Raw genomic sequence first — 21,438 nt, 5'->3', positions numbered from 1 at the left:
CTCCTCTTGGTGGACGGCGCCGGTATCCGATGGCGGGCGGTGCGGCGCAAGGGGCGGATATGCGCCCGATCGCGTCGATCGCTCGATTGACGGGACTCGATTGACGGGGCTCGGCTGGGGCGGCAAAGCGGGCGCGATGAAAAAGCTGACTGGCCAGGACCGTTCGATCACCACCCGCTGGAGGCCCGCCACCCAGGCGATCCGCGGCGGCACCGCCCGCTCGCATTATGGCGAGACCAGCGAGGCGCTCTTCCTCACCTCGGGCTATGCCTATGACTGCGCGGGCGACGCTGCCGCGCGCTTCGCGGGCGAGCAGAAGGGGATGACCTATTCGCGCTTGCAGAACCCCACGGTCGAGATGCTCGAGGAGCGGATCGCGCTGATGGAGGGGGCCGAGGCGGCGCGCTGCATGGCGTCGGGCATGGCGGCGATGACGGCGGCCCTGCTTTGTCAGCTCTCGGCGGGCGACCATCTCGTCGCCGGTCGCGCGGCCTTCGGCTCGTGCCGCTGGCTGACCGACACGCTGCTGCCGCGCTTCGGCGTCGAATCGACGATTGTCGACGGCCGCGACAATGATGCGTGGAAGGCGGCGATCCGGCCTAACACCAAGCTGTTCTTCTTCGAGACCCCGGCCAATCCGACGCTCGACATCGTCGACATGGAGGCGGTCTGCCGCATCGCCCGCGATGCCGGGATCGTCACCGTCGTCGACAACGCCTTCGCCACCCCGCTGCTGCAGCGGCCGCTCGACTATGGTGCCGATGTCGTCGCCTATTCGGCGACCAAGATGATGGACGGGCAGGGGCGTGTGCTCGCCGGTGCGGTGTGTGGCACGGAGGCGTTCATCAACAACACGCTGCTGGCCTTCACCCGCAACACCGGGCCGACCCTGTCGCCGTTCAACGCCTGGGTGGTGCTGAAGGGGCTGGAGACGCTCGACCTGCGCATCCGGCGGCAGAGCGAGAACGCGCTGCAGGTCGCCCGCTTCCTGGAAGGCCGCGTGCCGCGCGTCCTCTTCCCGGCGCTGCCCAGCCATCCGCAGCACGAGCTGGCGATGAAACAGATGTCGGCCGGCGGCACGATCATATCGATCTATCTCGATGGCGGGCGCCCGCAGGCGCACGGCCTGCTCGACGCGCTCGAACTGGTCGACATTTCGAACAATATCGGCGATTCTCGCTCGCTCATGACGCATCCCGCGTCGACCACCCACGCCGGTCTCTCGGCCGAGGTGCGCGCGGAAATGGGAGTCGAGGAAGGCATGCTCAGGCTCAACGTCGGTCTGGAAGACCCGCTCGACGTCATCGAGGATTTCGACAAGGCGCTGCGAGCCGTCGGCCTATGATCATGCAGGCGCTCTTCCCGCATGTCGCGCAGACCCGCAGCGTGGTCGTGCGGGTCGCGGTGTCCTTCATGCCCGAACAGTCCGAGCCGGCGCGCGGCCGCTGGTTCTGGTCCTACCATATCCGCATCGAGAATGAAGGGAAGCAGGCCGTCCAGCTCCTCACCCGCCACTGGCTGATCACCGACGGCCGCGGCGTCAAGCACGACGTGCGCGGCGAAGGCGTGGTCGGCGAGCAGCCGGTGATCGAGCCGGGCCAGGCCTATGACTATGTCTCGGGCTGCCCGCTCCAGACCCCTACGGGCTCGATGGAGGGCAGCTACCACATGGTCGCGGAGGACGGATCGACCTTCGAGGCGGCGATCCCGCGCTTTCCGCTGATCGGCCCGGCGGTGGCCTTGTAACGAAAGGGATCGGGGCGTGAAGAGAACCCATCTGCCGCTCAACGGCCTGCGCGTCCTCGACGCCGCCGCGCGCCACCTGTCCTTCACCCGCGCGGCCGACGAGCTGGCGGTGACGCCGGCCGCCGTCGGCCAGCAGATCCGCGCGCTCGAGGATACGCTGGGCGTCGTCCTGTTCCGCCGCACCGCCAAGGGACTCGAGTTGACGCCCGAGGGCGAGGCCGGGCTCGACGCGCTGCGTGCCGGCTTCCTCCAGTTCGAGGAGGCGGTCCGCGCGATGCAGGCGGGCCAGTCCTCCAAGACGCTGACGATCGCCGCGCCGCGCGACTTCACCGCCAAATGGCTGGCGCCGCGCCTCGCCGATTTCGGCCGCAACGATGCCGAGCTGCGCTTCGTCCTGCTGTCGTCGGACGAGGGGCTCGATTTCACCCAGGCCAATCTCGACCTCGCCATCTGCTATGCCGAGGGACCGGGCGAGCATGAGGGCGTCAGGCTCGCGGACGGTGCGCTGGTGACGGTCGGGCTCGCCGACGGCGCCCCGATCGGCTGGCCGGGCGCGCCCACCGCCGACAAGGACGCCGCGCTGATGGTCGCCGACGCCGGGCTGGCGATCGACGCGGCGGCGGCGGGGTTCGGGACGGCGCATGTCCCCGCGCTGCTGGTCGAGCGCGACATCGCCGAGGGCCGCGTCCGTGCCCATGGCGATCCGGTGCCGACGCCCAAGGCTTATTGGCTGGTCGCGCCGACCCCGCAATGGCGCCAGAAGAAGGTCCGCGCGCTGGTCGCGACGCTGACCGACATCTGACGTTCATACGGGATGTGCGAACAAGGGCCGATGATCGATCATCCTACCCTCCGTACTACCGCGATCCTCGCCGGCGCCCTGTCGCTGGCGGGCTGCGTCAGCACCGCCAAGACGGTGGTGACCGCGCCGTTCAAGGCGGTCGGCCAAGGCGTCGACTGGGCGACCACCAGCCAGGAGGAAGCCGACCGCAACCGCGGCCGCGAGATGCGCAAGCAGGAGGAGCGCGACCGCAAGGAGCGCAAGCGCGCCGAAAAGGAAGCGCGCCGCCACCAGCGGGATGACTAGAGCGGTTCACGATCCGATTGCATCGGATCGGCCGCTCTAGCTTCTTGTTTTACCGCGATTTCCGAGTCGGCAGATGTTTCCATCCGCCTGGAAATCGCTCTAGGACGGGTTGCGACCCGAATCGCCAGCTTCACGGTCGAAGGCATAGTGGAGGCGTACGCAGCCGCGATCCAGAGGCAGGGCGCTGATCAGGCGGGGGCTGGACTGGAAGCCGGTTGCGGGGAATAGCGGCCGACCGCCGCCGATCATCTCGGGAATCACATAGATTTCGATCTCGTCGAGCGCGCCCCGCTCGAGGAACGCCATCTGCAATTGGCCGCCGCCGAGCATCCAGACGTCGCCGTCATCGAGCGATCGCAACTCGGCGATCAGCGCATCGACATCGTTCCGTGTTTCCAAAGGACCTTTCGGTGCGGGGATCGGCCGCGAGGTGACGACCAGGACGCGCTGATCGCCATAGGCCCAGGGCACATCCTCAGCGGCGATGAAATCATAGGTGCTCCGCCCCATGACGACGGTCCGGATTCGCTGGAGGAAGCGGCCATAGTCATATTCGCCCAGATCGAGACCGTCATATTTGAACAGCCAGCCGAGATCGTCGTCCTCGGTCGCGATGAAGCCGTCGAGACTGGTTGCGATATAGCCGAGAATCCGAGCCATTGGCTTCCTCTTTCCTGTTTTGGGCGATCGCCTGCAGCCTTCGACCGCAGGCTTCGCCGCGATAGGCGAAACGCGGATCGGTGACAAAGCGCTCGTCGTTCGATGCCGATAACGGACGGCTTTTCGGAACTGGGCGGGTGTTTTCTCCTTTCATATAACTAAGAAGTTATATATCTAAACAGCTATGGAAGATTCGCTGAGTCTCAAGCTGGCGGCGCTCGCCGATCCCACGCGCCGCGCGATCGTCGCCCGGCTCGCACGCGGGGAGGCGAGCGTGTCCGAGCTGCAGAAGCCGTTCGGCATCAGCCAGCCGGCGATATCCAAGCATCTCAAGGTCCTCGAACGCGCCGGGCTGATCGAGCAGGGGCGCGTCGGCCAGTCGCGTCCGCGCCGCCTGCGGGTGGATGCGCTGCGCGCGACCGGGGCCTGGTTCGACCAGGTCGCCGACCTCTGGCGCGACAGTTTCGACCGGCTCGATGCGCTGTTGATGGAAACGGAGAATGACGATGTCGAACACCGATGAATTCGTGATGTCCCGCCTCTTCAAGGCGCCGCGCGACCGCGTCTGGGCCGCCTGGACCCGGCCCGAGCAGCTCGCCCGATGGTTCGGCCCGCGCGACGTGACCACCACCGTGGTGGAGGCCGACATCCGGCCGGGCGGCTTCTTCCATTGCCGCATGGACTCGGCCGACGGCGGCGGCACGCTCTGGGCCAAGCTCGTCTATCGCGAGATCGTGGCGCCCGAGCGGCTGGTCTGGGAGCACAGCTTCGCCGATCGCGACGGCAATATCGTCGGCTCACCCTTTTCCGAGCATTGGCCGAAGCGCCTGCTGACGACCGTGCTCTTCGATGAGGTGGGCGCCGACACCCGCGTCCGCCTGAGCTGGGTACCGATCGACGCGACCGCCGAGGAACTGCGCGAATATCGCGATGCGATGCCGTCGTTCGACGACGGCTGGGCCGGCAGCTACGAGGCGCTCGACCGGTTGCTGGCGCAGGGCTGAGCTTTATCCGAGGGCCTGATCACTTTCGAGACGGGCCTTCGCCAAGCTCAGTCCCTCCTCAGGATGAGCGGTAAGGCACTTTCCGGTCAGCCTCTCGGGATGAGTGGGTCAGATAAGGCGCTCGATGCTCTACCCCACTCCCACCCGCGTCATCGCCGCCGCCTGGCGGAGCAGGCCCGGCATGCGGCCGAGCAGGCCGGCCAGCGGCCCGGCGATCCACGGCGTCTCGCCCCAGTGGCGCAGCAGGTTGGCGAGCGCGATCGGGCGATGGGTGCGACGCGCGAGATCGGCCTGGAACGCGGCGGCGGCCTCCGGGCCGTCGTGGAGGAAGCCGTGCGCGGCGCGGAGCGCGCTCGCCAGCGCGATGGCGATGCCGTCGCCGGCCAGGCTGGCGATCACCGCCGCCTGGTCGCCGAGCCGGAACAGGCCCGGCGCCGCCTGCGTCGCGCGCCAGCCATAGGGGATCCGCGCGATGCTCGACCAGCGCCCCGCCGCCGCCGCGCCGAACCGCTCGGCGAGCAGCGGCGCTTCGTGCGCGAGCAGCGCGATCAGCCGGTCGGGCTGCCCGCCCGCCGCCTTGAGTCGCGACTGCGCGACCGACAGGCAGAGGTTCACGCCACCGTCCTCCTGCAGCAGCAGCCCCGCATAGCCGCGCCGGAACAGGTGGAGCTCGATCGTGCCCGCCAGCGCGGCGGCGAGGGCCGGGGAGGGGCGCAACCGCACGCGCAGCCCCAGCGCCGGGTCGGCGTCGAGCGGCGCGGCGCGGGGATCGCCGCGCAGGTCGTGCTTGCCGGTGGCGAGGAACAGCGCCTCGCCGCCGATCCGCCCGCCGTCGGCGAGATCGAGGCAGCGCGCGGCCGGATCGACCCGCCGGATCGCGACGCCGCGCTCGACCGCCGCGCCCTTGTCGATCGCCTCCTGGAGCAGGCAGGCGTCGAGCCGGTTGCGCGACAGGCCGGCGGCGGCGAAGGGCAGCTCCGCCTCGGCGCGGCGGCGGCCGGCGATGATGCGGGTGCACCCGATCGGGTGCGCGCCCAGCGCGAACACATTGATGCCGATCCGCGCCAGCATCGCGATCGCGCCGGCGGCGAGGAAGCCGCCGCACACGACGTCGTGCGGTTCGGTCTGCCGCTCGATCAGCACCGGCATCGCCCCACCATGGGCGAGGAGGAGGGCGGTGGCAGCCCCCGCCGGCCCCCCGCCCGCGATCAGCGCAGCCGTTCGACGCATATCCGGAAGGGGAAGCGGCGGCGCACCCGCGCCTCGGTCCCGATCCCCGCCTCGGCCAGCACCGGCGGCCATTCGCGCGGGCGGAAGGCGCGCGCGATCGAAAGCTGGCCGTCCTCGCGGACGATGCGGTGCCAGCGCATCGTCCGGGCGAGCAGCGGGAAGCCGATATGGGCGAAACGGTGGCGGTGCAGGTCGTTGATGTGCCAGCCGATCCGGGCATGCTCCTCCATCACGCGGAGGAAGTCGTGCAATTCGGCCGGCGTCATATGATGCGCGACCAGGCTGCTGACGATCAGGTCGAAGCCGCCGTTCTGCCCGTCCGCCTCGGCGGCCTCTACATGGGCGCGATAGTCGCCGGTCCGATAGTCGATCGGCAGATGGCGGGGCGTCGCGGCCGCGGCGATCGCCGCGCTGCGCGGGTTGAGGTCGATCCCGGTCAAGGTTGCGCGGATGCCGCGCTTCCGCGCCCAGCGCGCGATCGCGCGGAGCAGGTCGCCGTCGCCGAAGCCCACATCGAGCAGGCTGAAGCGATCGCGCCCCTTCACCGCACGGGCGACGAAGTCGAGGGTCGGCCGCGCGGCGAAGGTCCAGCGGTTGACCTGCGCGAGGTCGGTCAGGATGCGGGCATAGGTCGCGGGATCGAGGTCGGCCGCATCCATCTGCTCGTGCTGCTGCGCGGGCCGGTCGAGCGCGCGCATCACGGGCTCGCGATCGTGAAGCCCTCGGCGGCGAGGCCCGGTCCGAAGGCGACCGCGATCCCGTCGATCGCCGCCGGTTCCGCCATCAGCGCGGCGAGCACGAACATCAGCGTCGACGACGACATGTTGCCGTAACGCCGCAGCACCGATCGCGACGCCGCCAGCGCGGCGGCGCCGAGGCCGAGGCCATGCTCGACCGCGTCGAGGATCGAGCGGCCGCCGGCATGGACCGCCCAGTGCGGCATCTCGTCGGCCGCGCGGTTGCCCAGGATCGCGCTACGCAAGTCGGCCGTCGCGAGCGCGGCGGCGATCCGTCCCGGCACCTCGCCCGACAGGTGCATGACGAACCCCTCGTCGCCGATGTCCCAGCGGATCAGCTCCGCACTGTCGGGCAGGGTGGCGGCGAAGAAGCGGTCGATCGCGATCCCGCCGGGCTCGGCTGCGACGATCGCGGCGGCGGCACCGTCGGCGAACTGGAGCTGGGCGAGCAGCGAGTCGATCGCCGGCGTGTCCTGCATGTGGAGCGAGCAGAGCTCGACGGTGACGACGAGGATGCGGGCCTGCGGATCGGATCGGGCGATATGGTGCGCGACGCGCAACGCCGCGACCGCCGCATAGCAGCCCATGAAGCCTACCAGCGTTCGCTCGACCGACCCGTCGAGGCCGAGGCGGCGGGCGATGATCTGGTCGATGCCGGGGGCGACGAAGCCGGTGCAGCTCGCCACCACCAGATGGCTGATCCCGTCGAGCGGCACGCGGGCGGAGAGGTCGGCGACCGCCTTCAGCGCCAGCTCGGGCGCCTCGCGCGCATAGGCCGCCATCCGCGCCGAAGTGGGTGGCATCGTGCCGCCATAGAAGCCGCCCGGATCGATCTGGCTGCCGCCGGGCACGGGCGGCAGGACGGTGAAGCGATGCTCGATCCCCGCCCGCCCGGCCATCCGCTCGAACAGCGCTCGCTCGCGTCCTTCCAGCCGCTCCGCCGCCCAATCGATGAAGATGTGGTGGATGTCGTGATCGGGCACGGCCGTGCCGATGGCGTGGATATGGGCGGTCATGACGGCGTAACGCTCGACATCCCGCGATTGTCTCATGAGGGAGGGGAGGGGGCAATCGGAATAAGCGTCACCCCGGCGGAGGCCGGGGTCTCAGGAGCGGGGAGAAGAGGGGGAGGCAAGAGCCGCCCGAGACCCCGGCCTCCGCCGGGGTGACGATTGGAAGGGGCGATCACCCCGCCTGCTCGATCCCCAGTTCGCCGAGCTTGCGGTACAGCGTCGACCGGCCGATGCGCAGGCGGCGGGCGACCTCGGTCATCCGGCCGCGATAATGGCCGATCGCCATGCGGATCAGGTCGGCCTCGATCTCGTCGATCGGGCGGACATGGCCATCCGCCCCGAACAGCGCGACGCTCCCGGCTGGCGGAGCGGTGCCCGCCGGGGCCGGCACCGGCGCATCGTCGTTCGCCGCCGGCTGCGGACCGGCATGGGCGGCGCGCAACTGGGGGAAGTCCGACGCGGTCAGGGTCCCGCCGTCGCGGAAGATCGCCGCGCGGAACAGGACGTTGTGGAGCTGGCGGACGTTGCCCGGCCAGTCATGGGCTTCGAGCAGCGCGACCGCTGACGCGTCGACGGCGAGACTGGGCAGGCCGAGCTGGCGGGCGATCCGGTCGAGCAGGTGCGCGGCGAGCGGGGCGACGTCGCCGATACGGTCGCGCAGCGGGGGCAGGGTCAGCGGCACCACCGCGAGCCGGTAGAACAGGTCCTCGCGGAAGCGGCCGCGCGCGACGTCGTCGGACAGGCGGCGGTTGGTCGCGGCGATGACGCGCACCGACACCTGGCGCGGATGGGCGGCGCCGATCGGCCGGATCTCGCCCGACTGGAGCACGCGCAGCAGCTTGGCCTGCGCGTCGCCCGGCAGGTCGCCGATCTCGTCGAGGAAGATCGTGCCGCCGTCGGCATTGGCGAACAGACCCGGCCGGCGCTCGAAGGCGCCGGTGAAGGCGCCGCGCTCATGGCCGAACAGCTCGGATTCGATAAGATTGGCCGGGATCGCCGCGCAGTTGACGGTGATCAGTGGGCCGGCCTGGCGGGCCGAGGCGCGGTGGATCGCCTGGGCGAGCAGCTCCTTGCCGACGCCGCTCTCGCCCTCGATCAGGATCGTCGCGGGGGTGGCGGCGGCGCGCATCGCCACGTCGAGCGCGCGGCGGAAGGGAGGGGCGGATCCGACGATCTCCGCGAAGTCGAGCGCCTCGGACCATTTCTCGACCAGCGGCCGCAGCTCGCCGGCCGGCCCGTCCGCGGCGACGACATGGTCGAGCGCGGCGAGCAGCCGGTGGCGGGCGATCGGCTTGACGAGCACGTCGTGCGCGCCGGCGCGGACCGCGCGCACCGCGAGGTCGACCGAATCCTGGGCGGTGACGACGATGATCGGCAGCTCGGGCAGGCTCTTGCGGAGCCGCGCAACCGATCGCACCGACGCTTCGTCGGGCGACCAGAGATCGATCAGCGCCGCGTCGAGCCGGATGCTGGAGCGGTCCGACCGCTCGACCGCCTCGGCGACGTCGGCGGCGCGGAGCACGCGCCATCCGGCCCGCTGCGCCAGCGCGCTCACCAGCCCGGCCTGGGCAGGTTCGGCATCGATCAGCAAGAGCCCCGGCGGGGTGTCGCGACGCATTCGCTGCTCCCTTTCGTCCGCCGATTTAGCCTTGAAAAGCTAAGCAAATTTAAATCGACCGGGCGGTCGAGCATGAAGCGGCCATTTGCGCTTGAGACCCACGGGGCCTCCGTCTAGAAGTGCGCCCGAAAATTCTGTCATTAGCGGGGAAGATATATGTCCGACGATCATGGCGCGCCGATGGATTACAAGGCCCACAACAACACCTATTCGGGCTTCCTCACCCTGCTGAAGATTGGCACCATCGCCAGTGCCCTGACCGGCCTGCTCGTTATCTTCCTGATCGCGCCCAAGGGCTGACCCCCTTGAAGATCGCGGTGCTGAGGGAGGCCGCGGCAGGGGAAAGCCGCGTGTCTGCCACGCCCGAGACGGTGAAGAAGTTCATCGCTCTGGGCGCCGAACTGGGGGTCGAGCGGGGTGCCGGCGAAGGCGCTTCGATCGCGGACGGCGACTATGAGGCCGCAGGGGCCAAGGTCGGGGACCGCGCCGCCACTCTCAAGGATGCCGACATCGTGCTCGGCGTGCAGGGGCCCGACCCCGAAGCGCTGGCCGGCGCCAAGCCGGGTGCGTGGATCGTCGCCGGGCTCAACCCGTTCGTCGAACGTACGCGGGTCGACGCCTATGCCGCCAAGGGCTTCGAGGCGCTGGCGATGGAGTTCATGCCGCGCATTACGCGCGCGCAGTCGATGGACATCCTGTCGTCGCAGTCGAACCTCGCCGGCTACAAGGCGGTGCTGCTCGCGGCGGCCGAATATGGCCGCGCCTTCCCGATGATGATGACGGCGGCGGGCACCGTGTCCGCGGCGCGCGCCTTCATCATGGGCGTCGGCGTGGCCGGGCTCCAGGCGATCGCCACCGCGCGCCGCCTCGGCGCGCAGGTCTCCGCGACCGACGTGCGCTCGGCCACGAAGGAGCAGATCCAGTCGCTCGGCGCCAAGCCGATCTTCGTCGAATCGGTCGCCGGGATCGAGGGCGAGGGTTCGGGCGGTTACGCCACCGAGATGTCGGAGGAATATCAGAAGGCCCAGGCCGAGCTGGTGTCGAGCCACATCGCCAAGCAGGACATCGTCATCACCACCGCGCTGATCCCGGGGCGCCCCGCGCCGCGGCTGATCTCCGACGCGCAGATCGCGACGATGCGGGCGGGGTCGGTGATCGTCGACCTCGCGGCCGAAAGCGGCGGCAATGTCGAAGGCGCCGTCCCGGGCGAGACCGTGGTCAGGCACGGCGTCAAGATCATCGGCGCGAAGAATATGGCGGGGACGCTCGCGGCGGACGCTTCGGCGCTCTTCTCGCGCAACCTCTACAATTTCCTCAGTGCCTTCTGGGACAAGGAGGCCAACAAGCCGATCCTCGACGAGGAGATCGGCGACGCGATCCGGCTGACCCAGGGCGGCAAGGTCGTCAACCAGCGCCTGCTCGGCTGATCACGGGAAAAGGATAGAAGCCATGGATTTCATCTCGATCCTGTCGATCTTCATATTGGCCTGCTTCGTCGGCTATTATGTCGTCTGGTCGGTCACGCCTGCGCTGCACACGCCGCTGATGGCGGTGACCAACGCCATCTCGTCGGTGATCATCGTCGGCGCGCTGATCGCCAGCGCGACGGCGGGCGGCAGCGTGCTCGGCAAATATCTGGGCCTGGTCGCCGTCGTCTTCGCCAGCATCAACATCTTCGGCGGCTTCGCGGTCACCGAACGGATGCTCGCCATGTACAAGAAGAAAGACCGCAAGGGCTGAGGCCGGGGCAGGGGGAAAGAACATGCATGAACTCGCTGCCACGCCCGCCTGGGCATCGCTCGCCTATCTGATCTCGGGCATCCTCTTCATCCTGGCGCTGCGCGGGCTGTCCAGCCCGGCCAGCTCGCGCCGGGGCAACCGTTTCGGCATGATCGGCATGCTGATCGCGGTCGCGACCACGCTGGCCCTGCACGGCACCGGCCTGGTCGAGATCGCCATCGCCATCGCGATCGGCGGCGCGATCGGTTTCGTCACCGCGCGGCGCATCGCGATGACCGCGATGCCGCAGCTCGTCGCCGCCTTCCACTCGCTGGTCGGCCTCGCGGCGGTGCTGGTGGCCGGCGCCGCCTTCCTCAATCCGGGCGCCTTCGGCATCCTCGATCTCGTCACCGGCCACATCCACCAGGTCAGCCGGATCGAGATGGGCCTCGGCGTCGCGATCGGCGCGATCACCTTCTCGGGATCGGTCATCGCCTTCCTGAAGCTCAACGGCAACATGTCGGGCGCACCGATCATGCTGCCCGGCCGGCACGTCATCAACCTCGGCATGCTCGCCGCGATCATCGGCCTGATCGGCTATTTCCTGACCGACGACGCGCAGTGGGTATTCTTCACGATCACCGCGCTCAGCTTCGTCATCGGTTTCCTGCTGATCATCCCGATCGGCGGCGCCGACATGCCGGTCGTGGTGTCGATGCTCAACAGCTATTCGGGCTGGGCCGCGGCGGCGATGGGCTTCACCCTGCACAACACCGCGATGATCGTCACCGGCGCGCTGGTGGGCAGCTCGGGCGCGATCCTCAGCTACATCATGTGCAAGGCGATGAACCGCAGCTTCATCAGCGTCATCGCGGGCGGCTTCGGCGGCGACAGCGGCGGTGCGGCGGCGGGCGGCCAGAAGGTCGACCGGCCGTGGAAGCGCGGTTCGGCCGACGATGCCGCCTTCCTGATGGGACAGGCCGAGCAGGTGATCATCGTCCCCGGCTACGGCATGGCCGTCAGCCAGGCGCAGCACGTCCTGCGCGAGATGGGCGACCTGCTCAAGGAAGCCGGCGTGCGGGTGAAGTACGCGATCCACCCGGTCGCGGGCCGCATGCCCGGCCATATGAACGTGCTGCTGGCCGAGGCGAACGTCCCCTATGACGAGGTGTTCGAGCTCGAGGACATCAACAGCGAGTTCTCGCAGACCGACGTCGCCTTCGTCATCGGCGCCAACGACGTCACCAACCCGGCCGCCAAGACCGACAAGTCGTCGCCGATCTACGGCATGCCGATCCTCGACGTCGAAAAGGCCAAGACCGTGTTGTTCGTGAAGCGCTCGATGGGCGGTGTCGGCTATGCCGGCGTCGACAACGACGTCTTCTACATGGACAACACCATGATGCTCCTCGGCGACGCCAAGAAGATGGTCGAGGAGATCGTCAAGGCGATCAACCACTAGGCTCACACATGCGTCATGCCGGCCTCCGTCGGCATGACGCAATCCAGGTAACCGGACCTACTGGACCCCCGGCGCGTTCATCGCCTCGTCCAGCTCCTCCTCCAGCGCGGCGATGACCTGCTGGATCTTGGGCAGCAGCGCGCGGCGCTGCGGATAGACCGCCCAGACCGGCTCGGGCCGGTCGCGATACTCTTCCAGCAGCGGCACCAGCCGGCCGGCGGCGATATGGTCGCGGACGTAGAAGCTGGGGAGCTGGCAGATGCCCATTCCCGCCAGCGCCGCGTCGACCACCGCATTGCCGCTGTTGCAGCGCCAGCGGCCGCTGGGCACGAAGCTGCGCCGTTGCCCGTCCTCCAGGAAGTGCCAGTTCACGCTCGTCCCGATCAGGCATTCGTGCCGGTCGAGATCGGCGAGGCCGCGCGGATGGCCGGCGCGGGCGAGATAGGCGGGCGAGGCGCAGACCTCGGCCGGGCGCGAGGCGATCTGCCGCGCGGCGAGGCGGTGGTCGGTCGGATGGCCGGTGCGGATCGCCACGTCGAACCCCTCGCTGACCAGGTCGACGAGCCGGTTGGTGAGCTCCAGCCGTACCGAGATGCGCGGGTGCGTCTCGATGAAGCGGCGCACGATCGGCGCGACGAACCGCTCGCCCAGCGCGGTCGAGCAGGTCAGCCGCACCTCGCCCTGCATCTCGCCCTGGCCGCGCGCGAGCTGGAGCGCCTCGTCGCGCTCGTCGATGATGCGGCGGCATTGCTCGACCAGCGTGCGGCCGGCCTCGGTAAGCTGGACCGACCGGGTGGTGCGGATGAACAGCTCGGCGCGCAGCCGATGCTCCAGCCGCTGCACCGCGCGGCTGATCTGCGACGCCGACACCCGCAGCCGCCGCGCCGCACCGACGAAGCTGCCCGTATCGGCGATCGCGACGATCTCCTCCAGCCCGTCCCAACCCGCCATGATTATTGCCCTGTTGAAATAGTCGCTTGCATTATTGGCTATTTATCCCGGATTTGCAGCAATGATAAGGCGCTCCGCAAAGGAGACACATCGCCATGAAGACTCGCGCCGCCGTTGCGTTCGAAGCCAAGAAGCCGCTGGAGATCGTCGAAGTCGACCTGGAAGGACCGAAGGCGGGCGAAGTGCTGGTCGAGATCATGGCGACCGGCATCTGCCATACCGACGCCTACACGCTCGACGGCTTCGACAGCGAGGGCATCTTCCCGTCGATCCTGGGCCACGAGGGCGCGGGCATCGTCCGCGAGATCGGCGCCGGCGTCACCAGCGTCGTCCCCGGCGATCACGTCATCCCGCTCTACACGCCGGAATGCCGCCAGTGCAAAAGCTGCCTCAGCGGCAAGACCAACCTGTGCACCGCGATCCGCGCGACGCAGGGCAAGGGCGTGATGCCCGACGGCACCAGCCGCTTCAGCTACAAGGGCCAGACCATCTTCCACTATATGGGCTGCTCGACCTTCTCGAACTTCACCGTCCTGCCCGAGATCGCGGTCGCAAAGATCCGCGAGGACGCACCGTTCAAGACGAGCTGCTATATCGGCTGCGGCGTCACCACCGGCGTCGGCGCGGTGGTGAACACCGCCAAGGTGCAGGTCGGCGACAACGTCGTCGTCTTCGGCCTGGGCGGCATCGGCCTCAACGTCATCCAGGGCGCGCGGCTGGCGGGCGCCAACAAGATCATCGGCGTCGACATCAATCCCGACCGCGAGGAATGGGGCCGCAAGTTCGGCATGACCGACTTCCTCAACAGCAAGGGGATGAGCCGCGAGGACGTCGTTGCGAAGATCGTGCTGATGACCGACGGCGGCGCCGACTACACCTTCGACGCGACCGGCAATACCGAGGTGATGCGTACCGCGCTGGAGGCGTGCCACCGTGGGTGGGGCACCAGCATCATCATCGGCGTGGCCGAGGCCGGCAAGGAGATCGCCACCCGCCCGTTCCAGCTCGTCACCGGCCGCAACTGGCGCGGCACCGCGTTCGGCGGGGCCAAGGGCCGTACCGACGTTCCGAAGATCGTCGACATGTACATGACCGGCAAGATCGAGATCGACCCGATGATCACCCACGTCATGGGACTCGAGGAGATCAACACGGCGTTCGACCTGATGCACCAGGGCAAGTCGATCCGCTCGGTCGTGGTGTTCTGAACCAGCTTTTCATCGAGGGAGAGACGAGATGGCAGTGATTTCGGGTGACGGCGTGTTCTCGCACGCCTGCGTAGGCGCCAGCGACCTGGCCCAGTCGACCAGGTTCTACGACGCGGCGCTCGCGCCGCTCGGCGTGAAGAACCTCGGCCCGTTCGGCGAGGCGGCAATGCTCTACGGCAAGGACAAGCCGGCCTTCCTGGTGCTCAAGCCGGGCAATGGCGAGTCGCCCTCGGGCAACGGCGTGACGATCGGCTTCGCCGCGGCGAGCCAGGCCGACGTCGATGCCTTCCACGCCGCGGGCCTCGCCGCCGGCGGCAGCTGCGAAGGCGCACCGGGGCCGCGCGGCCACCTGCCGGGCGCCTATGCCGCTTATCTGCGCGATCCGGCCGGCAACAAGGTCTGCAGCTACCATTTCACCGCCGCCTGACCGATCGGCGGGCCATGACGGGGGCGCGGGCGATGCCTGCGCCCCTTTGCCTTTGAAGGAATGACGATGAGCCTCGAAACCGTCTCCAGCAACCTGTCCTTCGGCGGCGTCCAGGGCGTCTACCGGCACGCCTCGTCGGCGACCGGCACCGACATGACCTTCTCGGTCTATGTCCCGCCGCACGCGCCCGGCGCGAAGCTGCCCGTGGTCTGGTATCTGTCGGGGCTCACCTGCACCCACGCCAATGTCACCGAGAAGGGCGAGTATCGCCGCGCCTGCGCCGAGTTGGGCCTGATCTTCGTCGCGCCCGATACCTCGCCGCGCGGCGAGGGCGTCGCCGACGATCCCGAGGGCGCCTATGATTTCGGGCTGGGCGCGGGCTTCTACGTCGATGCCACCCAGCCGCCCTTCGCGCAGCACTACCGGATGTGGAGCTACGTCACCGAGGAACTGCCCGCGCTGGTTGCCGAGCATTTCCCCGTCGACATGGGCGCCCAGGCGATCACCGGCCATTCGATGGGCGGCCATGGCGCGCTGACCATCGGCCTGACCTTCCCCGATCGTTTCCGCTCGATCTCGGCCTTCGCGCCGATCGTCGCCCCTGGGCAGGTGCCATGGGGCCGCAAGGCGCTGCCCGGCTATCTGGGCGACGACAAGGCCGCGTGGCGCCGCCACGACGCGGTCGCGCTGATCGAGGACGGCGCGCGGGTCAAGGAACTGCTTGTCGACCAAGGCGAGGCCGACGGCTTCCTCGCCGAACAGCTCAAGCCCAGCCTGCTGGTCGCGGCCTGCGCCGACGCCGGGATCGACCTGACGCTCACCATGCGGCCGGGTTACGACCACAGCTATTATTTCATCTCGACCTTCATGGAGGACCACCTCCGCTGGCACGCGGAACGGCTGCGGGGATAGGCCGGCCTAGCCGATATCCCTGGCGTCCGCGATCAGCGCGTCGACCGCTTCCTTGCTCGTCGCCCAGGAACAGACGAAGCGGGCCGATCGGTCCTCGAACCGGGCGAAGCGCCAGCCCCGCGCCGCCAGCGCGCTTTCCCGCGCGCCGTCCATCGTCACGAACACCGCGTTCGATTCGACCGGATAGGCGCGCGCGAACGGGAGGCCGTCGGCCAGCCGCCGCGCCATCGCATTGGCGTGGCGGGCATGGGCGATCCACGGGCAGTCGTCGCCCGCGCCGTCGAGCAGGCCGATCCACGGCGCCGCGAGCAGCCGCATCTTCGAGGTGAGCTGGCCGCTCCGCCTCAGCCGCTCGTCGAAGCCCCTGGCCAGGCTGGTGTCGAGCAGCACGATCGCCTCGGAGAAAGGGGCGCCGGCCTTCGACCCGCCGAGGACGACGATGTCGATCCCGGCGCGGGTCAGCGCCCTGGGATCGAAGCCCGCCGCCACCGCGTTGGCGAGCCGCGCTCCGTCGAGATGGATGCCGAGCCCCGCATCCTTGGCCGGACCGCACAGCCGGGCGAGCATCGCCTCGTCATAGACGGTGCCATATTCGGTCGCGTTGGTCAGCGACAGCGCCGCCGGCCGCCGTTCGTGGGGCCCGCGCGGACGGGCCAGGGCATGGTCGAGCGCGGCCGGCTCGATCCTGCTGTCGATCCCCGCCAGCGGCTCTATCTCCAGTCCGCCGCCGAAGAAGCTCGGCGCGCCGGCCTCATGGATCAGGATATGCGCCTGCTCATAAGCGAGCACCGCGCCCGCGGACGGGCAGAGCGTCGCGCAGGCGATCGCGTTGGCGACGGTGCCGGTCGAGACGAACCGCACCTCGGCGTCGGCATCGAGCAGCGCGCGGACCGCGTCGGCCGCCTGCGCGGTGAGCCGGTCGGCGCCGTAGCTCGGCACGAAGCCGGCATTGGCCGCGGCGAAGGCGGCCAGCGCCTCGGGACAGATGCCGGCGGTGTTGTCGGAGAAGAAGTCGTGGCGCTCGCGCATCGTGGTCAGGCTGGCTCGGGCTCGAAAATCTCGGACAGGGTGATCCAGCTGCCGCCATCCTGCCGCCATCGCGCCGTGTAGCGGCCCGATAAGGTGGGCTGACCGCTACGGGGTTTCCAGAGGCCGCGCCATCGCCCGGTCTCGGTCGCGCTGAGGCCGTCGGGAGCGAGCTCGATCCGCTCGGGGCGGCGCTCATAGGTCAGGAAGTCGGGATCGGCGAAGCCGGCCGCGAAGGCCGCGCGCACCGCCGCCCGCCCGCTGATCGGCCCGCCGCCGCTCGGAAGCACCAGCACCGCGTCGGCCATCATCGCGACCGCGCCGTCCGCGTCGTGCGCTGCGATGCGCCGGTTCGACTGGTCGCGCGCACGGCGGATGGCGGTCTCGGCGGGGGCGGCGGCGGCGATCACCGCAGTGCCGTAGCCAGCCGCGTCCCGCCGGGCAAGCCTCAGGCCGCGGCCCTCGCCTCCGCCGGGCGGCGGCTCTCGGCCAGTGCCTCGAGCAGCGCCGCTTTGCGCGCCTCGGCTTCGGCGATCGCCGCTTCCTTCACCGGGCCGTAGCCGCGGATCGCGTCGGGCAGGCGGGCAAGCTCGGTCGCGACCGGCAGCGTCGCCGGCGACAGGTCCGCTACCAGTTCGCCGACCAGCGCGACATAATCCTCGATCAGCCGCCGCTCGGTCCGGCGCTCATGGCTATGGCCGAACGGATCGGCCCAGCTTCCGCGCAAGCCCTTCATCCGGGCGAGCAGACGAAAGGCGGTGAAGATCCACGGTCCGAACCTGCGCTTGCGCGGCCGGCCGGTCGCCGGGTCGATCCGCGACAGCAGCGGCGGCGCCAGATAGACCGACAGGCGCTTGCGGTCGGAGAACTGCTCGCCCAGTGCCGCGGCGAAGGCCGGATCGGCATGGAGCCGCGCGACCTCATATTCGTCCTTGTACGCCATCAGCTTATAGGCGTTGCGGGCGACCGCCTCGGCAAAGCCCTCGCCCTGCCGGCCGAGTCTGGCGGCCGCGCGGCGCGCATCGGCGACCAGCGCGGTGAAGCGCGCCGCATAGCGGGCGTCTTGATAGACGGTCAGCTCGGCTGCGAGGCGCGCGACCAGCGCGTCGAGCGTTTCGGCCAGCGGTACGGGGGCGGCGAGCCCGGCCATCTCCTCGACCAGCGCGAGGTCGATCGCGGACAGCCGACCCCACTCGAATGCGCGCAGGTTGAGCGACACCGCCGCGCCATTGGCCCGGATCGCCCCGCGCACCGCTTCTGCGTCGAGCGGGATCAGCCCCTTCTGCCATGCATGGCCGAGCAGCAGCGTGTTGGCCGCGACATTGTTGCCGAACAGCCCCTCGGCGATGCTCGTCGCACGCAGGCGGTGCGTGGCCCGGGCGCGGCGCATGAGCGTGTCGGCCATCGCCGCGCCCGGCAGCGCGAAGTCGCGATCGTTGACGATGTCGGCGGTCGGCGTCTCGTCGTCGTTGAGGACGAGGACGGAGCGGTCGGCGGCGATCCGGCGCAACACGTCCTGCCCGGCCGCGACGACCATGTCGGTGCCCAGCAGCACGTCGATCTCGCCCGCGCCGATGCGGACGGCGTGGATCGGCACCCCCGGTGGTGCGATCCGCACCTGGCTGACCACCGCGCCGTTCTTCTGGGCGAGTCCGGTGAAGTCGAGCACCGTCGCGCCGCGCCCGTCGAGATGCGCGGCGGTGCCGAGCAGCGCGCCGATCGTCAGCACGCCCAACCCGCCGATCCCGGCGACGTAGATGTTGGCGACGCCGTCCTGCGCGGACCGCTCCGGTTCCGGCAGCGTGGCGAAGCGGCTCGCCTCGAACGCCTTCAGCCGCTCGCCGTCGGGCTTGCGCAGCACCGCGCCCTCGACCTCGACGAAGCTCGGGCAGAAGCCCTTGATGCAGGAGAAGTCCTTGTTGCAGCTCGACTGGTTGATCCGGCGCTTGCGGCCGAAGCCGGTCTCCAGCGGCTCGACCGCGATGCAGTTCGACTGGACCGAGCAGTCGCCGCAGCCCTCGCAGACGCGCGGGTTGACGAAGATGCGCCGGTCGGGGTCGGGGAAGTCGCCGCGCTTGCGGCGGCGGCGCTTCTCGGCCGCGCAGGTCTGTTCGTAGATGATCGCGGTGACGCCGGGCGCCTCGCGCAGCCGGCGCTGCACCTGGTCGAGATCGTCGCGATGCGCGATCGTCACGCCCTCGGCCAGGCCGGTCGCGGCGCGCCAGCGGTCGGGGTCGTCGCTGACCAGGTGGACATGGTCGACGCCTTCGGCGGCGAGCTGGCGGCTGATCCGCGCGGGATCGATCGCGCCCTCGGCCGGCTGGCCGCCGGTCATCGCCACCGCGTCGTTGTAGAGGATCTTGAAGGTGATGTTGGCCTTCGCCGCCACCGCCGCGCGGATCGCGAGCAGGCCCGAATGCTGGTAGGTGCCGTCACCCAGATTCTGGAAGATGTGCCCGGTCTCGGAGAAGGGTGCGGCGCCGACCCATTGGAGCCCTTCGCCGCCCATCTGGCTGAAGGTCGCGGTCTTGAGCCGGGGCTGCGACACCGCCATGACATGGCAGCCGATGCCGCCGCCTGCGATCGACCCCTCCGGCGTTTTCGTCGAGCTGTTGTGCGGGCAGCCCGAGCAGAAGAACGGCTTGCGCGCCGGGAAGGGGACGACCTCGCCCATGGGTATCCGTGCCTCGATCGCCGCCAGCCGCGCGGCGAGGTCGGTGGTGCCGGGCAGCCGGCCGACGATCGCCCGTGCCACCATCAGCGGGTCGAATTCCAGCGTCTGCGGCAGCAGCGTGCGGCCGTCGACATCGGTCTTGCCGGTGACGCGCGGCCGGGCGCCGCTGCGGTTGAACAGCGCGACCTTGACCTGTTCCTCGACGACCGGGCGCTTCTCCTCGACGACCAGTATCTCCTCGAAGCCGTCGGCGAATTCGAGCAGGCTCGCGGCGTCGAGTGGCCAGCTCATCGCCACCTTGTAGACCGACAGGCCGATCGCCCGCGCGCCGTGCTCGTCGATGCCGAGATTGGCGAGCGCCTGCATCACGTCCTGGTGCGCCTTGCCGACCGTGACGACGCACAGCCGCCGCCCACCGCCCTGGAGCACGGGCCGATCGATCCCGTTGGCACGCGCCCAGGCGGCGACGGCGGGGAGCCGTTCCTCGATCATCCGCCGTTCGAGCTCGGTGCGCTGCGCCGGCCAGGCGACGCGCGGGTCCCAGTTGAGGCCGTGCGCGGGGACGGCCTCTGCCGGGGCGACGAAGCGCGGATAGCTGTCGGGCAGCTCGAACGATGCGGCGCTTTCGACCACCTCGGCGATCGTCTTCATCGCCACCCACAGGCCGGAGAAGCGCGACAGCGCGAAGCCGGCGAGGCCGAGCGACAATATCTCGCCGACCGTCGCGGGCTGGATCACCGGCATCATCACCGACTGGAAGATGCCGTCGGTCTGGTGCGGGAACATCGACGATTGCGCGGCATGGTCGTCGCCGCCGATCGCCAGCACCCCGCCGAGCGGGGAGGTGCCCAGCACATTCGCGTTGCGGAACACGTCGCCGGTGCGGTCGACGCCGTTGCCCTTGCCGTACCAGATGCCGAACACGCCGTCGGCGCGGGTCTTGCCGAACGCCTTGTGCATCTGCGTGCCCCACAGCGCGGTCGCGGCGAGGTCCTCGTTCAGCCCCGGCTGGAACACGACGTCGTGCGCGGCGAGATGTTTGGAGGCCTTCCAGAGCTGCTGGTCATAGGCGCCGAGCGGCGAGCCGCGATAGCCGGTGACCAGCCCGGCCGTGTTCAGCCCGTTCCGGCGGTCGAGCCGCCGCTGCATCATCGGCAGCCGCACCAGCGCCTGGATGCCGGTCATGAAGCTCGGCCCCTCCTCGGCGCCGTATATGCTGTCGAGGCTGACGATCCGGTCGTGGTGCATGGCGATCCTCCCGCACGAAGGATAGTCCAGGCGCGCTAGGAAAGGTCACCAAACTGAGCTTTGCGACGCGACGATATTGGTTCATATTACCATGATTATTCTGGTTGGTGGTGCATATGAACACGGATGGCGCGCTCGACTCCTATGATGTCCGCATCCTGCGGCGGCTGGCCGAGGACGGGCGCATCACTTGGCGGGACCTGGCAGCGGAGATCGGCCTGTCGCTGACGCCGACCCTGCGGCGCGTCCGCCTGCTCGAGGAGGCGGGCTACATCACCGGCTATTTCGCCGGGCTCGACGAGCGGCGGCTGGCCGGGGCGATGATCGTGTTCATCTCGGTCACGCTCGAACGGCAGGTGCGCGACATCCTCGAAAGCTTCGAGGAACGGGTGAGCGCGCTGCCCGAGATCATGAGCGGCTTCCTGATGACCGGCGGCGCCGACTATCTGCTCCGCGCCGTCGTCCGCGACCTCGACCATTATCGCCATCTGCTCGACGACCTCACCCGCATTCCGGGCGTCGCGCACATCCAGAGCAGCTTCGCGCTCAAGTCCTTCATCAACCGTCCGGCGCCGATCGTCCGGGCGGCCGTATAGCGGGACGGATCGCGCTCGCGCGCCTGCTCCGTATCGGTTCGTCGCAAGCCCAACTCGAATCACCGGCTCGGCCGATGGGCCGGCCGTCGGTGTTCATCTGGCAGACAGGTCGCGCTGAAC

General features: G+C 69.5%; 23 protein-coding genes. 14 read left to right on the top strand and 9 right to left on the bottom strand.

All coding sequences use genetic code 11. From position 1 onward, the window contains the following. The first annotated feature begins 136 nt into the window (after positions 1 to 136). Genes metZ through B5X82_RS08085 form a run of 4 tightly spaced genes read left to right on the top strand, consistent with a single transcriptional unit; the run spans position 137 to position 2,833 of the window. A complete protein-coding gene (gene metZ / locus B5X82_RS08100; RefSeq protein ID WP_079647904.1) occupies positions 137 to 1,345 on the top strand; it encodes an O-succinylhomoserine sulfhydrylase in 1,209 nt (402 codons plus the stop codon). A gap of 2 nt (positions 1,346 to 1,347) precedes the next feature. Further along, entirely contained in the window at positions 1,348 to 1,746 is a 399-nt protein-coding gene (apaG, locus tag B5X82_RS08095; RefSeq protein ID WP_029549164.1) for a Co2+/Mg2+ efflux protein ApaG, read from the top strand. Positions 1,747 to 1,762: 16 nt separating this feature from the next. Next, complete coding sequence (locus B5X82_RS08090) at positions 1,763 to 2,548, top strand: LysR family transcriptional regulator (RefSeq protein ID WP_079647619.1); 786 nt, start codon at positions 1,763 to 1,765, stop codon at positions 2,546 to 2,548. Positions 2,549 to 2,578: 30 nt separating this feature from the next. Beyond that, a complete protein-coding gene (locus B5X82_RS08085) occupies positions 2,579 to 2,833 on the top strand; it encodes an aldo-keto reductase family protein (protein WP_079647618.1) in 255 nt (84 codons plus the stop codon). Positions 2,834 to 2,932: 99 nt separating this feature from the next. Here B5X82_RS08085 and B5X82_RS08080 read toward each other — a convergent pair whose 3' ends face one another. After that, complete coding sequence (locus tag B5X82_RS08080; protein WP_079647617.1) at positions 2,933 to 3,493, bottom strand: dihydrofolate reductase family protein; 561 nt, start codon at positions 3,491 to 3,493, stop codon at positions 2,933 to 2,935. 184 nt (positions 3,494 to 3,677) lie between these two features. On the opposite strand from B5X82_RS08080, the gene B5X82_RS08075 reads away from it, so the two are divergent. Both B5X82_RS08075 and B5X82_RS08070 read left to right on the top strand, forming a co-directional pair. Next, a complete protein-coding gene (locus tag B5X82_RS08075) occupies positions 3,678 to 4,016 on the top strand; it encodes an ArsR/SmtB family transcription factor (RefSeq protein WP_079647616.1) in 339 nt (112 codons plus the stop codon). Then, positions 4,000 to 4,497: an SRPBCC family protein gene (locus tag B5X82_RS08070; protein ID WP_223811262.1), complete on the top strand. Its 498-nt coding sequence runs from the start codon at positions 4,000 to 4,002 to the stop codon at positions 4,495 to 4,497. The genes B5X82_RS08075 and B5X82_RS08070 overlap by 17 nt, the downstream gene beginning before the upstream one ends. Positions 4,498 to 4,626: 129 nt before the next feature. Here B5X82_RS08070 and B5X82_RS08065 read toward each other — a convergent pair whose 3' ends face one another. From B5X82_RS08065 to B5X82_RS08050, 4 genes are all read right to left on the bottom strand, one after another. Further along, positions 4,627 to 5,727 (bottom strand): NAD(P)/FAD-dependent oxidoreductase, encoded by a 1,101-nt coding sequence (locus tag B5X82_RS08065; RefSeq protein WP_079647613.1) that lies wholly within the window; start codon positions 5,725 to 5,727, stop codon positions 4,627 to 4,629. After that, positions 5,706 to 6,425: a methyltransferase domain-containing protein gene (locus B5X82_RS08060; RefSeq protein ID WP_079647612.1), complete on the bottom strand. Its 720-nt coding sequence runs from the start codon at positions 6,423 to 6,425 to the stop codon at positions 5,706 to 5,708. The genes B5X82_RS08065 and B5X82_RS08060 overlap by 22 nt, the downstream gene beginning before the upstream one ends. Continuing rightward, the gene (locus B5X82_RS08055; protein WP_079647611.1) at positions 6,425 to 7,480 is read right to left on the bottom strand and encodes a type III polyketide synthase; all 1,056 of its coding nucleotides are present in this window, start codon (positions 7,478 to 7,480) and stop codon (positions 6,425 to 6,427) included. Before B5X82_RS08055 ends, B5X82_RS08060 begins: the two co-directional genes overlap by 1 nt. 169 nt (positions 7,481 to 7,649) lie before the next feature. Further along, a complete protein-coding gene (locus B5X82_RS08050; protein ID WP_079647610.1) occupies positions 7,650 to 9,095 on the bottom strand; it encodes a sigma-54-dependent transcriptional regulator in 1,446 nt (481 codons plus the stop codon). A 156-nt stretch (positions 9,096 to 9,251) separates the two neighbouring features. Between B5X82_RS08050 and B5X82_RS08045 the strand changes: the two genes are divergently transcribed. Genes B5X82_RS08045 through B5X82_RS08030 form a run of 4 tightly spaced genes read left to right on the top strand, consistent with a single transcriptional unit; the run spans position 9,252 to position 12,276 of the window. Continuing rightward, positions 9,252 to 9,395 (top strand): aa3-type cytochrome c oxidase subunit IV, encoded by a 144-nt coding sequence (locus B5X82_RS08045; RefSeq protein WP_079647609.1) that lies wholly within the window; start codon positions 9,252 to 9,254, stop codon positions 9,393 to 9,395. 5 nt (positions 9,396 to 9,400) lie between these two features. Beyond that, positions 9,401 to 10,522, top strand: coding sequence for an NAD(P) transhydrogenase subunit alpha (locus B5X82_RS08040; protein ID WP_079647608.1), 1,122 nt, complete (start codon positions 9,401 to 9,403; stop codon positions 10,520 to 10,522). A gap of 22 nt (positions 10,523 to 10,544) precedes the next feature. Beyond that, positions 10,545 to 10,835: a proton-translocating transhydrogenase family protein gene (locus B5X82_RS08035; RefSeq protein WP_047167427.1), complete on the top strand. Its 291-nt coding sequence runs from the start codon at positions 10,545 to 10,547 to the stop codon at positions 10,833 to 10,835. A gap of 22 nt (positions 10,836 to 10,857) precedes the next feature. Next, a complete protein-coding gene (locus B5X82_RS08030) occupies positions 10,858 to 12,276 on the top strand; it encodes an NAD(P)(+) transhydrogenase (Re/Si-specific) subunit beta (protein ID WP_079647607.1) in 1,419 nt (472 codons plus the stop codon). Positions 12,277 to 12,333: 57 nt separating this feature from the next. On the opposite strand, the gene B5X82_RS08025 is transcribed toward B5X82_RS08030, so the two are convergent. Beyond that, positions 12,334 to 13,227 carry a LysR substrate-binding domain-containing protein gene (locus tag B5X82_RS08025; protein ID WP_079647606.1) on the bottom strand — a complete coding sequence of 298 codons (894 nt, stop codon included), beginning with the start codon at positions 13,225 to 13,227 and terminating at the stop codon, positions 12,334 to 12,336. A gap of 95 nt (positions 13,228 to 13,322) precedes the next feature. Between B5X82_RS08025 and B5X82_RS08020 the strand changes: the two genes are divergently transcribed. The 3 genes from B5X82_RS08020 (at position 13,323) to fghA (ending at position 15,774) form a co-directional block, all read left to right on the top strand. Further along, on the top strand, positions 13,323 to 14,435 hold the full coding sequence (locus B5X82_RS08020; RefSeq protein WP_079647604.1) for an S-(hydroxymethyl)glutathione dehydrogenase/class III alcohol dehydrogenase: 1,113 nt from the start codon (positions 13,323 to 13,325) through the stop codon (positions 14,433 to 14,435). 28 nt (positions 14,436 to 14,463) lie between these two features. Beyond that, complete coding sequence (locus tag B5X82_RS08015; RefSeq protein WP_079647602.1) at positions 14,464 to 14,862, top strand: VOC family protein; 399 nt, start codon at positions 14,464 to 14,466, stop codon at positions 14,860 to 14,862. A 66-nt stretch (positions 14,863 to 14,928) separates the two neighbouring features. Beyond that, positions 14,929 to 15,774, top strand: coding sequence for an S-formylglutathione hydrolase (gene fghA / locus B5X82_RS08010; protein ID WP_079647600.1), 846 nt, complete (start codon positions 14,929 to 14,931; stop codon positions 15,772 to 15,774). A 6-nt stretch (positions 15,775 to 15,780) separates the two neighbouring features. Here fghA and B5X82_RS08005 read toward each other — a convergent pair whose 3' ends face one another. Genes B5X82_RS08005 through B5X82_RS07995 form a run of 3 tightly spaced genes read right to left on the bottom strand, consistent with a single transcriptional unit; the run spans position 15,781 to position 20,722 of the window. Beyond that, positions 15,781 to 16,803, bottom strand: coding sequence for a threonine aldolase family protein (locus B5X82_RS08005; protein WP_079647599.1), 1,023 nt, complete (start codon positions 16,801 to 16,803; stop codon positions 15,781 to 15,783). Between the two features lie 5 nt (positions 16,804 to 16,808). Then, positions 16,809 to 17,210, bottom strand: coding sequence for a YybH family protein (locus tag B5X82_RS08000; RefSeq protein ID WP_079647597.1), 402 nt, complete (start codon positions 17,208 to 17,210; stop codon positions 16,809 to 16,811). A gap of 38 nt (positions 17,211 to 17,248) precedes the next feature. Beyond that, entirely contained in the window at positions 17,249 to 20,722 is a 3,474-nt protein-coding gene (locus B5X82_RS07995; protein ID WP_079647596.1) for an indolepyruvate ferredoxin oxidoreductase family protein, read from the bottom strand. A gap of 116 nt (positions 20,723 to 20,838) precedes the next feature. Between B5X82_RS07995 and B5X82_RS07990 the strand changes: the two genes are divergently transcribed. After that, on the top strand, positions 20,839 to 21,318 hold the full coding sequence (locus B5X82_RS07990) for an Lrp/AsnC family transcriptional regulator (RefSeq protein ID WP_079647594.1): 480 nt from the start codon (positions 20,839 to 20,841) through the stop codon (positions 21,316 to 21,318). Positions 21,319 to 21,438: the final 120 nt, after the last annotated feature.

It is taken from the genome of Rhizorhabdus histidinilytica (assembly GCF_900167915.1).
Classification (GTDB): domain Bacteria; phylum Pseudomonadota; class Alphaproteobacteria; order Sphingomonadales; family Sphingomonadaceae; genus Rhizorhabdus; species Rhizorhabdus histidinilytica.
This window is presented reverse-complemented; position numbering and strand designations above follow the sequence as displayed.